Origin of the sequence: Aeribacillus sp. FSL K6-2833, from assembly GCF_037965815.1 — a bacterium.
Taxonomy (GTDB): domain Bacteria; phylum Bacillota; class Bacilli; order Bacillales; family Aeribacillaceae; genus Aeribacillus; species Aeribacillus composti.
Genome location: NZ_CP150189.1, coordinates 2941148 through 2953769, shown reverse-complemented (window position 1 = coordinate 2953769; position 12622 = coordinate 2941148). Strand labels below are relative to the sequence as shown.

Genomic DNA, 12622 nt, shown 5'->3' with positions numbered 1-12622 from the left:
ATCATTATAAAAAGATGAATTTTTGAATTCAATGAGTGATGACTATATCTTAGTTCCTAGTGAATGTGGTAAAATGTTATAGTTGAAAATTTTTGTTAGAAACAATGGTGAGCAAAAGATGTCGGATAAATTATTAAGAGGGACGTTTATTTTAACATTAGGTACATATATTTCAAGGATTTTAGGAATGATTTATGTCATTCCGTTTTTCGCGTTGGTTGGAGAAACGGGAAGTGCTTTGTATCAATATGGATATGTTCCGTATACGATTTTTTTAAGCATTGCGACAATGGGATTTCCTATGGCCATTTCAAAATTTGTCGCAAAATATAATTCCATTGGTGATTACGAGACAAGCCGCAGAATGTTTCGATCTGGGATGCTGTTTATGCTTCTTGGAGGAATTTTCACTTGTTTTATTTTATTTGTGACTGCGCCTTTCTTTGCGGAACACCAGCTTGGCCAACAGGAGCTGCAAGGTGTGACAGTTGAGGATGTCACATATGTTATACGAATGGTCAGCCTTGCGCTTATAGTTGTTCCGATCATGAGTTTAATACGAGGTTTTTTTCAAGGGCATCAGTCGATGGGCCCGACGTCCGTTTCCCAAGTAATAGAACAGCTAGTGCGCATCATTTTTTTGCTTGTTTCCAGCTATATCATTTTAAAAGTATTACATGGCGATATCATTACAGCGGTGGGTTATGCGACATTTGCCGCCTTTGTTGGCGCCATCGGCGGGCTGTTCGTCCTTTTTTTGTATTGGATGAAAAGAAAAAATTCCTTATTGGCGATGCAGGAGAACAAAATTGAACCTTCCGGCATTTCTACGAAGCAAATGTTTCTCGAGGTGTTCAGGTATGCCGGTCCGTTTGTATTTGTCGGACTAGCTATTCCTTTATATCAATTTGTCGATTCTTTTACGTTTAATAAAGCTATGATTCAGGCGGGAGAAGGCGAAAGAGCGCAAGAATTATATGCCATGGTCAATTTTTTAGTGAATAAAATTGTCATGATTCCTGTTTCTTTAGCAACTGCTTTTGGCTTAACGCTCGTGCCGGCCATTACAAATGCGTTCACGAATCAAAACTTTCCGTTTGTTAGAAGACAAATTGACCAAGCGTTTCAAACATTAATGTTTCTCGTTCTCCCTGCATCCATTGGGATCATTATTCTTTCCGAACCAATCTACATGTTTTTTTATAATGACAATGAAACAGGTGCGAGCATTTTAGCTGCCTATGCACCGATCGCTTTGCTTTTTTCTTATTTCACTGTTTCAGCCGCCATTTTGCAGGGGATTAATAAACAAAAATTGGCTGTCATCAGCCTTGCATTCGGTCTTCTGCTAAAAATTTGTTTAAACAGCTGGCTTATCACGCAGTTTGGTGCATACGGTTCGATTATGGCAACTGCGATCGGGTTTCTTGGCTCGCTCATATACGGATTAATGATGATTCGCCGTCATACAGGCTACTCGTATAAAAGATTTTGGAAAAGAACAATATTTACGGGAATTTTGGTCATCTGTATGTCAATTGTCGTTGTAGCGTTTTCCTCTCTCTTCACTGTCTTTTTTGATTACCATGCAAGTAAAACAAATGCCGCCATCATGGTTGGAATTGCTGCATTATTAGGAGCAGGCTCGTATTTTTGGCTGGCTAAGCAATCAGGATTCCTAAAAGTTATTTTTGGAACTAGATTTTTAAGTAAGAGGAAGGAAAGGGGGTAGATAATATGCGTATTGATAAACTATTAGCACATGCTGGCTACGGCAGCAGAAAAGAAGTAAAAAAGCTGCTAAAGGAACGGGCCGTTCATGTTAATGGAGAAGTGGTGACGGATCCGAAAACAAATGTCGACCCGAATAAACAAGAAATCATCATTCACGGTGAACAGGTGTTGTACAAAGAACATGTTTATTTCATGATGAACAAGCCAGCTGGTTTTTTATCTGCTACAGAAGACAACGTCCAAAAGACTGTGGTCGATTTGCTTGATCCGGAAGATCTTCGCTATAATCCCTTTCCTGTCGGCAGGCTTGACAAAGATACCGAAGGGCTATTGCTGTTAACATCGGACGGACAGCTTGCCCATCAATTAACATCGCCCAAGAAAAATGTTCCTAAAAAATATTTTGCGGAAGTTATTGGTCTAGTGGCAGAGGAAGATGTCGAGCGGTTCAAAGCAGGTGTAAAACTTGATGACGGTTATGTTACAAAGCCTGCCTTGCTTGAAATTATTAAGGCAGACGACATTTCTGAAGTTTTTGTCACCATAACGGAGGGGAAATACCATCAAATTAAGCGGATGTTTTCTGCTGTCGGAAAAAAAGTGAAATATTTAAAACGAATCCAAATGGGAACGCTTGAACTAGATCAAACATTGCAAACAGGGGAATATCGAGAACTGACAAAAGAAGAATTAGAACAACTGCGATCGATTCAAGGGCAGCCGGGCGATTCAGCCGATTTTCCTTTGTAGTTTGAAAAACGTTCAAATTGAACTTCCGTTTTTTAAAAAGGCGGACAAACTGGCGCCGAAAAAGGTGGAAATTGCTTGCAACAGCAGACAAAAAGGGGCTGAGACCAAAAGTTATGTAACTTTTGGATCAGCCCCATATATGTATGTGAACGAATAACCAAATTTTCTTTTTTTAGTAGCTAGGATGACATCTTGACCTTCTTGTTAGTTGTTGCCCATTTTCCTCTTGCAGGACTGTGCACTAAATCGTTATATGCTAACACGTTTAAATCCCTCTGAATCGTTCTGGGGGTAATACCAAATTCATCGACAAGCTCTTGAGTTGTTACTGTACCCCTTTCATGAATGAACATGTAGACGGATTTGATTCGGGTTAGCATACGGTTTGTTGAAGGTTTCAAAAAACCACTCCCTATCATTTAATGCATCGAAATCACAAACCTACATACTCTTCAATGTCCATGCATTAGATGTCAAACTCCTAAAGTGGTACAATTCCATTATACACAATTTACATGTAAACTTTCCAGTGTGTTCATAAAATTCACATAATATTTACAATACTTACCTCTCATAGGCCGATTTAACAGCTTGAACTAACCCCAGTCGAATAGACAAATAGTGAAGTGATGATTCCTTCAATAGGTAAAAAAGGTTCCATTGGTGATTAGATTTTCAAAAATTCACAAATTATCTTTGTCTAAGCAATACAGATGCAAATAAAAAACGTTGTATGAACAAAGGAAAATTTTTGCTGTCAAAATTGATGATCATAAAAAAGATGAAAGGAACTGACCTTACAAATGTTGGAAATCTTATGCATAAAAATACTTCAATGATGATATATTTCATTTTACTACTTAGATAACATTTACAGTAAGAGTACAAATAAAATGTAACATTGTTGTCTAGGAAAAATGTGCGTTTGGCATAGAAGAACGAACACGATAAGCCCTATTAAGATGGTGAAACTTTCTCGAACAATCTCGATACGTGTTACGATATAAGTATAGATTTTTATTGAGATAGGAGGATATGGATAAAGAGATGAATTGGCAGTATTAATGTTGTGCTATTAGAAAAATATTTACATTATTGGTATTATATGTTATAATTTCAGCACTAGCATTGCAGTAATTAAATCTGATGATTCAAAATACTAAGAATGTTCAATTTTTTATTGATTTCGAAACAAAAAAATCCTTTACAATGGAAGTACAGGTGGTTCCTGTCCAAATCCAATCGTAAAGGATAACCGTTATGGACAAGAATACACTAATTTCATCATTTGGTAAATGGGTTTCACCCATAAATATTCAAAAACTTAGCGAACAAGTCAAAGAATTGAAACAGGACTATTACACAAAAAAGCTGACAACAGAAGCCTATATTAAACTTTTATTGGTAGCCCAGCTGCTCGAATTTACGAGCTTAGAGGAAATGAGTGATGCACTTGTAGACGAAGATCTTCAAAAAGCACTCGGATTTGAATCGATAAGTGCCTCTCAGCTATCCCGAAAAAACAATCAGATCAACCCACTAATTCTTGCAAATTTGTTCTTGGATCTTGTTTGGAAAATTCAACGGTACCATTATAAAAACGGAAAGAATATGCCACTGAAAATCATTGATTCAAGTACACTCCCGTTGAATTTGACCAATTATAAATGGGCAAAATTCCGTAAAACAAAAGCTGGTGTAAAGCTACACTTACGGCTCGTTTTCATGGATAAAGACACCGTCTATCCTGAAAAAGCAGTGATTACGACAGCAAAAGAACATGACCGAAATCAACTCGAAGTCCTAGTGGATGATCAAGAAGCCATGTATGTGTTTGACCGCGGTTATGTGGACTATGAACGTTTTGATCGGATGACAGATGATGGCTATTTCTTCGTTTCAAGACTGAAGAAAAACGCAGTCATTCGTGAAGTCTATACATTTTCACTTCCTGATGATTGTCACGTTCTATCCGATAAAATGGTCTACATTGGTACCACACAAAATCGTACTGAAAATGTCTTTCGTCTACTAGAAGTTACGGACACAAAAGGGAACTTACTTCGTTTCATCACCAACCGATTTGATTTAAAACCAGAAGAGATAAGTGATATTTACCGATCTCGCTGGGCTATTGAACTCTTTTTCAAATGGCTCAAGCAACACGTAGAAATTAAGCACTTTTATGGAATGAGTGAAACAGCTATTCAAAATCAAATTTTCTTAGCCCTTATCACGTATTGCTTACATGTTCTCATTCAATTGGAGATGAAAAGTAAGAAATCCCTACTTCGAATTACTCGTTGGTTAAAGAGAGCTCTGTGGAAACCAGCTTATGTTTGGTTGCGAAAATTTGATGGGCGAGCCAGTCCATAATCTCCCTTTTGTCGTTGTCGCTCTGGTTTAACTGTATATATTTACCAAATGGGCAGTGCCACCTTTCTTTAGGTTTTGTCTTTTTGACACAAATTCACAAAAATTAATTAACAGAAAATTCTAACTATATTTATGCAATGCTAATGTAATTTCAGGTAAAAATAATATAGAATTTTTAAAATTTTAAAAAGAAAGGGGGAAGAAAATGAAAATTATGAAATCGAAAGTGTTACCTGCAGTAATAAGTCTTAGTATATTAATCTTAGGAATTGGACCAATAGGAGCATCGGCAGCTACTCATAGTAAGACAACTAAAATAGCAACATCTAAAGTAGTGAAAGATTCAGTCGATGAAGAAGCTAAATTAAAAGTTCTTGCATCAATATTAAGAGCAGGTGGATGGGTACTTGAGAAAGCTCTCGCACCTTTAAGCAAATCAGCAGCTAATAAAATAAAAAAATATCGATTAAAAATAGCCGATGGACTGGAAAAAGCAGAAAAAACAACAGAAAGCGGAATATCTAAAGGTCTTCAAAAAGCTGGTATACCAAAAGATGTTGCAGATGATATTGCTAAAATTATCGTTTCATTTCTATTATAAACTTAAGAATAAGGAGGGAGCAGAACAGTCAACTGTTCTGCTTTTAATTGTTGACATGAAAAAAGATTTTTTTTTAGTTCCTATATTTATAGTAATTGTTTTAATTATCATTATATGTTTCATAATGGGTTTACAGTATGTAGCGAGTATAATTGTTAGTTTCGAGTTTTTAAGTTTTTATGGACCAATATTTTTATCTTTGAATGTACTTGCTGGATTTATCTTACTTATTCCTTTAAGTATCTTATTGGAAACTATTGTTAATTATACGGGGTTTAATAAAATTGGAGGAATTTTCATCGTTCACATAATCGAGTTATCATTATTTATTTTTTATATGAAAATTACAGTACCACGAATGGATATTGTTAAATTCTATTCTGATACAGAGATAATTTTTTATACAATTATGTATTTTGGTTTTTTGGGAATTGGAACAATTGGGAAAATGATAGAAAGAGAAGATAAGCAATCCCAAAATACAAATAAGTGAAAGGAATTTAAAAAATGAAAAATAGTCGATGTTTTTTTATTTTAAAATTTACTATTCTATTTATTTTTCTCTTTAATAACAATATTAATGCGGGTGCTAAAGAAGGAAACATTAATACAATCATTACTCCTTTTTCAATTATTGGGAAAGATGAACGATCTGAAGTAGAAAATTCAGAAAAAAAACCCTACTCATCTATTTCTTTCATATACTCTCTTGACTCAATCTGTACAGGAACGATTATTGACGATGATAAGGTTTTGACCGCAGCCCATTGTGTATATAATCCAGACACAAAACAGTTTTATAGAAATAGTACAATATATCCAGGAGTAAATAAGGATGAATTTCCTTTTGAATCTGCAGATTCTATAGAATATATTGTTCCAGAACCATATATTCATTCAGGGAATTCTAAATTTGATTATGCCATTATCAAATTAGATAAACCCATTGGGCAAAACATAGAAAAGTTGGATATTAAAAATATTAAGTATACCAAAGGAAAGCCTATTAAAGTTATTGGCTATCCAGTTGATAAACTGGAGGAAACTGGTACAGTCTCACAATATGAAATGAATGGAAGGGTATTGAGCGAAGATATCTTTAATCTTTATTATGATATAGATACGACATCAGGTCAATCGGGATCTCCGATTTTAAATAGTAAAAATGAAGTGATAGGAATACATATAGGAAGTTACAGAACGAATGGCTTAAATGGAGGAATTAAGGTAAATAAGGTAATGAAAAATTTTATAAATAAAAATTTAGAAGAAAAATAGGAAGGGAATAAAAAAATTGCAAATAAAGGTACTGTCAAGAATTTTGTGTAACGTTCAATAGAATATCTCAGATTATGCTTTATTCGGTAATAAAGTCATTTATCTCTTCTGATCCCCTTACACACTTACAAATTTATGGACGTTCCTTTTCTTGTTCACCTACACCTCATACCGTTACGATCATGATGATATTTTAACTGTGGCTGCCTAAAAAGTCGTTTGTAAGGATTATTGACAATCCTATCGACGTTTATGACTTAATAGGACTTGAATTTCTAGATAAACCCTTATGATGATTAATGCTCCACAAATTTAATAGTTCGTTCCAACTATATAGAGGTGCAGCCTGCGTCCAATCTTAATACATGGAAAGACACTTTAGAATGGATCACATACATAGAAAAACTCCCCTTAAGGCAAAACAGATTGCTCTACCTTAAGGGGTGCATATCAGCTTAGAGAGGCATCTCCAATTTCAAAAGCCCGATATCCATTTTTTATTTTTAATAGATTTTCCTTTTGGGAAAGCCTCTTAATTAATGACCTCCCAGGAAAAAGAGCTGGATGAAAAATAGTACGGCGAAAATGTACAAAAATGGATGAACCTCTTTCCATTTTCCTTTCATGACTTTCATGAGAGGATAAGAGATAAATCCGAGCGCAATTCCAGTTGCAATACTTGATGTAAGCGGCATGCTTAAAATGACTAAAAAGGCCGGAAATGCTTCATCAATTTCTTTCCAATTAATTTCGGCAATTGAGCCCATCATTAAGCTTCCAACTATAATTAACGCAGGTGCTGTAATCGCTGAAATGCCGGACACAGCTGCAACGATCGGACTGAAAAATGCAGCAACACCAAACAATACGGCAACGGTTAAAGTTGTCAAACCAGTTCTACCGCCAGCAGCTACTCCTGAAGAAGACTCAATGTAAGCACTCGTCGGAGTTGTTCCGAGCATAGCCCCTGCTGTTGCTGCTATTGAGTCAGCTAGAAGGGCTTTACGTGCGTTCGGCATTTCATCCCCTTTCATTAAACCTGCTTGTTTGGCAACGCCGATCATTGTTCCAGTTGTGTCAAAAATGGTCACTAATAAAAAGGAAAAGACGACTGCAAATAAACCATGTTGAATCACATCCCCAATTGCATCAATCGGGTTGGCGATTATAATGCCTTCCGGCAGTTTTGGAATTGAAACAATTCCTTGGTCAAACGATAATTGTCCGGTAAAAAATGCGATGATGCCGGTACAAATCATTCCGATAAAAAGTGCACCATGAACATTCAAGCTCATTAAGATAAGAGTTATAGCAAGGCCGACAAGAGCGAGAACGACGGAAGGAGAATGCAGATCCCCAAGAGTCACTAAATTTTGCGGATGATCGGTGATCAGCCCGGTCAATCTTAGTCCGATAAACGCAATAAATAAACCGATGCCGGCGGTAATTCCATTTTTTAAATTGCTTGGAATGGCTTCGATTATTTGTTTACGAAACGGAGTTAGCGAAAGAATAATAAACAGGATGCCTGCAAGAAATACTGCTGAAAAGGCAATTTCATAATTAACTTTTTCCGCCCCAACAACAGTATAGGCAAAATATGCGTTCATTCCCATACCTGGAGCGATCGCTATCGGATAATTTGCCGAAAGCGCCATCCATAAAGTACCGATGATCGTGGCAACAACTGTCGCTGTAAACACTTGATCAAACGGAACGCCTGCTTCCGATAAGATAATTGGGTTGACAACAACGATATATACCATTGTTAAAAAGGTGGTTAAACCGGCAATAATTTCAGTTTTAACATTTGTTCCGTGTTCTTTTAGTTTAAACATATGATACCTCCAATTAAATACGAACATTTTATAAAAACATATATATAATATTCGTTTTTTGACTTTTTTGCAAGAAGACAACCACATTTTTTTTGCTGAAAAAAAAGAGAATCTTTATGTTACACTTAAATAATAAGAGAAAGAAAGGATCGAACGTATCATGAACTGGATGGATGAAGTGTTAAAAAGAAAAGAAGAAATTATTTTAGAAACACAAAAATTTCTACAAATCAAAAGTGTGCTCGATGAAAAAACAAAACAAATTGGAGCACCGTTTGGCAAAGGAATTAAGCAAGCGTTAGAACATCTTTTGCAAAAAGGGGAAAAAGACGGGTTTCAAGTCAAAAATTTAGACGGATATGCCGGTCATATTGAAATGGGAAAAGGAAAGGAAATCGTCGGCGTCCTCTGCCATGTTGATGTCGTGCCAGAAGGGGACGGCTGGTCATTTGATCCTTACGGCGCAACGATCCATGATGGGAAAATATATGCCCGCGGTGCGTTGGATGATAAAGGGCCGACGATGGCAGTATACTACGCCATGAAAATTGTAAAAGAATTAGGTCTTCCGTTATCTAAGCGGGTGAGAATGATCATTGGCACTGATGAAGAAAGTGACTGGCGCTGTGTCGATCATTACTTTAAGCATGAAGAAATGCCTGACATCGGATTTGCGCCAGATGCTGATTTTCCAATTATTCATGCAGAAAAAGGGATAATCGATGCAGTGTTTTCGGTGAACAGCGTGAATAAACATGCAGCAGGAAAATATGTGTTAAAAAGCTTTTCTTCCGGCAGACGGTTTAACATGGTTCCTGATTTTGCGAAAGCTGTGCTTGGAAATGTCCAAAATTTTTCAGAGGTTGAAAAAAGCTTTAAGCAATTTTTATCAGCATCACAATTAAAAGGTCGAATGTATCAAAATGAAGAAGGTGCAGTCGCCGAGCTTGAAGGGATATCCGCTCATGCGATGGAACCTGATAACGGAAAAAATGCCGGGATTTATTTGGCGAATTTTTTGTCAGCATTGCCGCTGGATGGCGAAGGAAAAGGCTTTGTTGATTGGATTAATCGTTATTTTTATCAAGATACAAGAGGGAAAAAGCTGGATATCTCAACACAAGATGAAGTAAGCGGTGAGTTAACGGTGAATGTCGGAATTATTCATTACGAAAAGGGTAAAGAGAAAACCGTTAGCATTAATATCCGCTATCCTGTAACAAAAAAAGGGAGCGAGATTAAAGAAAAACTAGAAAAAATAGCTGGTTGCCAGCTTATTCACTTTTCCGATTCAGCTCCCCATTACGTAGAACAAAATCATCCGCTTATTCAAACATTGAAAAAAGTGTATGAAGAGCAAACAGGGCAAAAAGCGGAGCTCATCTCCATCGGCGGTGGCACTTATGCCAGATCTCTCAAGGCAGGAATCGCCTTTGGTCCGTTGTTTCCGGGAAGGGAAGACATCGCCCATCAAAAAGACGAATACATTTATATCGAAGACCTGTTAAAAGCGACAGCCATCTACGCTCAAGCGATTTATGAATTAGCCAAATAAGTGTCCTTTAGTCTACTAGCTTCAGACCAATAACAGAAACGATAATTAAGGCGATAAATGTTATTCTCCATTTGTCTTTCGGTTCATCGAATACATACATGCCGACGAGCGTGCTGCCGACAGTGCCGATACCTGTCCAGACTGCATAGGCAATGCTCATCGGAATTTCATTCATCGAAAGCGATAAAAAATATAAGCTTAAAATAAATCCGCCAATTAGCATAAAGAAGGATGAGAAGCTTGGCGACGAGTTCACTTTTGTTAATCCTGTTACGCCGATGACTTCGCAGCATCCTGCAATAATTAAAAATATCCAGCTCAAGATTTGTCACCTTCTTTTGCTTCCAATTTGCTTGTTTGATATTTCAGCCCGATGATTCCGCAAATTAGCGACAAAATAAATACCATTTTCATCGGGCTGAAATGGGCGTCGAATAAAATAATCTCACATAAAATTGTTCCTAAAGTGCCGAGTCCGACAAATATTGTATATACCGTTCCTGTCGGCAATTTTTTAGTTAAATAAAGAAGCAGCAAAAAACTTATGCAAATAGAGATCACGGTTAGCATCCATTCCAAAACATTGTCTGAGTGCTTTAAGCCGATGACCCACGCCACTTCAAAAATCGCCGAAACAACGATTAAAAACCAATTCATAAACAAATTCCCCCTTTCCATCACAATCAAAAAAGCCTGCGAGAAACCATAAGGTCATTCTCCCAGGCTTTTATCCTTCCGTGTACACAGCAATTTGTGCGTTTTCTCTCGGACCAGTCCAAGCGAACGGCACTTGCGGAACCCTAGAAAACTTTACATAATTAGATTCAATTATCTCACAGAAACAGCAAGAAGGCAATTTATAATCGGTTATTCAAATAAGAACAAATCGCTTGATAAATAGCGTTCGCCTGTATCAGCCGTCATGCACACGACAACATCATCAGGAGATAATCTTTTTGCAACTTGAATTGCGGCAAAACATGCAGCACCTGATGAAGGTCCCACTAATATAGCTTCTTCCTTGGCGAGTCTGCGGGTGATTTCGTACGCTTCATCGTCCTTCACTTTGTGTATTTCATCATAAATGTTCGTGTTTAATGTTTTAGGGATAAAGCCAGGACTTGTTCCGACAAGTTTATGCTTGCCAGGACTGCCCCCGGATAAAACAGGTGACCCAGCAGGCTCGACAACGTGAATGGTCATCTCAGGAAAATATTTTTTTAACGTTTCTCCCGTGCCGGTGATTGTTCCTCCTGTTCCAGACGTTGCAACAAAAGCGGAAAGCGGTTTTCCTATTTCTTTCATTGCTTCGACAATTTCTAAAGCTGTTGTTTTCCGGTGGGCATCTGGGTTGGCAGGGTTTTCAAACTGCATCGGTATGAAACTGTTCGGTATTTCCTTTACCAGTTCTTGCGCCTTTTTAATCGCACCGGGCATTTTCTCGTCCCCAGGCGTTAATACAACTTCAGCTCCGTATGCTTTCAGCAAATTGATCCGTTCTTCTGTCATGGTGTCCGGCATGACAATAATTGCCCGATATCCTTTGGCGGCCGCATTCATGGCGAGCCCAATGCCAGTGTTGCCGCTTGTCGGTTCAATAATTGTAGCTCCCGGTTTTAACAAACCTTGTTTTTCAGCTTCTACGATCATATTATAAGCAGCTCTGTCCTTAACGCTGCGGGTAGGATTAAAATACTCAAGCTTTACATAAATATCTGCGCCGTTTTTCGGGCTAATTCTGTTTAATTTGACTAATGGAGTTTCTCCTATTAAATCAGCGATATTATGAACTACGCGCATTCAAAACACTTCCTTTTGATATAGTCCATCCATATCATATCATAATTTATACGGACAGAAAAACTCGGATATACAAAGAATGCGCAGTTTTTGCTACAATATGTTCGAAAGTGAGGATAGAAAAAAATGCAAAAACATTATTTTCTTGCATTGGATGTTCCGATTGAAACGGCAAAAAGTATTACAAAATGGATATCAGCGAATCAAGATCGGTGGCACTTTTCGCGTTACGTCCATCCTTTTGACTATCATGTAACATTAGTGTTTTTAGGGAATGTTGATGCAAAGAGGCTTGCTTTGCTGTCAGAAAGCTTGCTTGAGCCCTGCCGGAAAATTCCGTCTTTTTCACTTGAACTTTCAGAGGCAGGAATTTTTGGGAAACGGGAACATCCGCGAATTTTATGGGTAGGCGTGAAAGAAAACGAGTTATTATACCAGTTGCGAAATGAAGTTTATAATACGTGCAAAGCTTTCGATTTCTCTTTAGATGAACGTCCGTTTAGACCTCATATTACTGTCGCCAGAAAATGGGAAGGACAGCTTTCATTTTCCTTGGAGGAGAAAAGCGCCCCATATTTGTTAAACGAACATTTTCATGTGGGTTCTGTTACTTTATTCCAAACGAATATTGACCAAACGCCTAAATATGAAGCGATCAAACAAATTCCTCTTGGAGGATAATGAGAGGAG

13 protein-coding genes and 1 riboswitch are annotated in these 12622 nt (G+C 37.4%); of the genes, 8 read left to right on the top strand and 5 right to left on the bottom strand.

Annotated features, from left to right (window positions below):
- The first annotated feature begins 118 nt into the window (after nt 1-118).
- Together NSQ94_RS14250 and NSQ94_RS14245 are read left to right on the top strand one after the other, a co-directional pair.
- Nucleotides 119-1732: a polysaccharide biosynthesis protein gene (locus NSQ94_RS14250; protein ID WP_066249479.1), complete on the top strand. Its 1614-nt coding sequence runs from the start codon at nt 119-121 to the stop codon at nt 1730-1732.
- A 5-nt stretch (nt 1733-1737) separates the two neighbouring features.
- Entirely contained in the window at nt 1738-2484 is a 747-nt protein-coding gene (locus tag NSQ94_RS14245; RefSeq protein WP_094245293.1) for a pseudouridine synthase, read from the top strand.
- Nucleotides 2485-2663: 179 nt separating this feature from the next.
- Here the strand turns inward: NSQ94_RS14245 and NSQ94_RS14240 are convergent, their stop codons facing one another.
- Nucleotides 2664-2885 carry a DeoR family transcriptional regulator gene (locus tag NSQ94_RS14240; protein ID WP_063386591.1) on the bottom strand — a complete coding sequence of 74 codons (222 nt, stop codon included), beginning with the start codon at nt 2883-2885 and terminating at the stop codon, nt 2664-2666.
- Nucleotides 2886-3744: 859 nt separating this feature from the next.
- On the opposite strand from NSQ94_RS14240, the gene NSQ94_RS14235 reads away from it, so the two are divergent.
- The 4 genes from NSQ94_RS14235 to NSQ94_RS14220 all read left to right on the top strand — a co-directional run bounded on the left by NSQ94_RS14235 (nt 3745) and on the right by NSQ94_RS14220 (nt 6739).
- On the top strand, nt 3745-4860 hold the full coding sequence (locus tag NSQ94_RS14235; RefSeq protein WP_339229485.1) for an IS4 family transposase: 1116 nt from the start codon (nt 3745-3747) through the stop codon (nt 4858-4860).
- 205 nt (nt 4861-5065) lie between these two features.
- Nucleotides 5066-5461 carry a hypothetical protein gene (locus NSQ94_RS14230; protein WP_339229484.1) on the top strand — a complete coding sequence of 132 codons (396 nt, stop codon included), beginning with the start codon at nt 5066-5068 and terminating at the stop codon, nt 5459-5461.
- A complete protein-coding gene (locus NSQ94_RS14225) occupies nt 5424-5954 on the top strand; it encodes a hypothetical protein (RefSeq protein WP_339229482.1) in 531 nt (176 codons plus the stop codon). Before NSQ94_RS14230 ends, NSQ94_RS14225 begins: the two co-directional genes overlap by 38 nt.
- Nucleotides 5955-5968: 14 nt before the next feature.
- The gene (locus NSQ94_RS14220) at nt 5969-6739 is read left to right on the top strand and encodes a trypsin-like serine protease (protein WP_144596680.1); all 771 of its coding nucleotides are present in this window, start codon (nt 5969-5971) and stop codon (nt 6737-6739) included.
- Nucleotides 6740-7275: 536 nt separating this feature from the next.
- On the opposite strand, the gene NSQ94_RS14215 is transcribed toward NSQ94_RS14220, so the two are convergent.
- Nucleotides 7276-8577 (bottom strand): NCS2 family permease, encoded by a 1302-nt coding sequence (locus NSQ94_RS14215; RefSeq protein ID WP_063386600.1) that lies wholly within the window; start codon nt 8575-8577, stop codon nt 7276-7278.
- Nucleotides 8578-8737: 160 nt separating this feature from the next.
- Here NSQ94_RS14215 and pepV point away from each other — a divergent pair, with 160 nt between their 5' ends.
- Nucleotides 8738-10132, top strand: coding sequence for a dipeptidase PepV (gene pepV, locus NSQ94_RS14210; protein WP_327855817.1), 1395 nt, complete (start codon nt 8738-8740; stop codon nt 10130-10132).
- A 7-nt stretch (nt 10133-10139) separates the two neighbouring features.
- On the opposite strand, the gene NSQ94_RS14205 is transcribed toward pepV, so the two are convergent.
- From NSQ94_RS14205 to cysK, 3 genes are all read right to left on the bottom strand, one after another.
- On the bottom strand, nt 10140-10454 hold the full coding sequence (locus NSQ94_RS14205) for a multidrug efflux SMR transporter (protein ID WP_130157144.1): 315 nt from the start codon (nt 10452-10454) through the stop codon (nt 10140-10142).
- Nucleotides 10451-10789: a multidrug efflux SMR transporter gene (locus tag NSQ94_RS14200; RefSeq protein ID WP_130157146.1), complete on the bottom strand. Its 339-nt coding sequence runs from the start codon at nt 10787-10789 to the stop codon at nt 10451-10453. Before NSQ94_RS14200 ends, NSQ94_RS14205 begins: the two co-directional genes overlap by 4 nt.
- A 57-nt stretch (nt 10790-10846) precedes the next feature.
- A riboswitch (guanidine-I (ykkC/yxkD leader) is annotated at nt 10847-10947 on the bottom strand.
- A gap of 52 nt (nt 10948-10999) precedes the next feature.
- Nucleotides 11000-11932 (bottom strand): cysteine synthase A, encoded by a 933-nt coding sequence (cysK, locus tag NSQ94_RS14195; RefSeq protein ID WP_063386604.1) that lies wholly within the window; start codon nt 11930-11932, stop codon nt 11000-11002.
- 126 nt (nt 11933-12058) lie between these two features.
- On the opposite strand from cysK, the gene thpR reads away from it, so the two are divergent.
- Nucleotides 12059-12613, top strand: coding sequence for an RNA 2',3'-cyclic phosphodiesterase (thpR, locus tag NSQ94_RS14190; RefSeq protein WP_063386605.1), 555 nt, complete (start codon nt 12059-12061; stop codon nt 12611-12613).
- Nucleotides 12614-12622 lie beyond the last annotated feature (9 nt).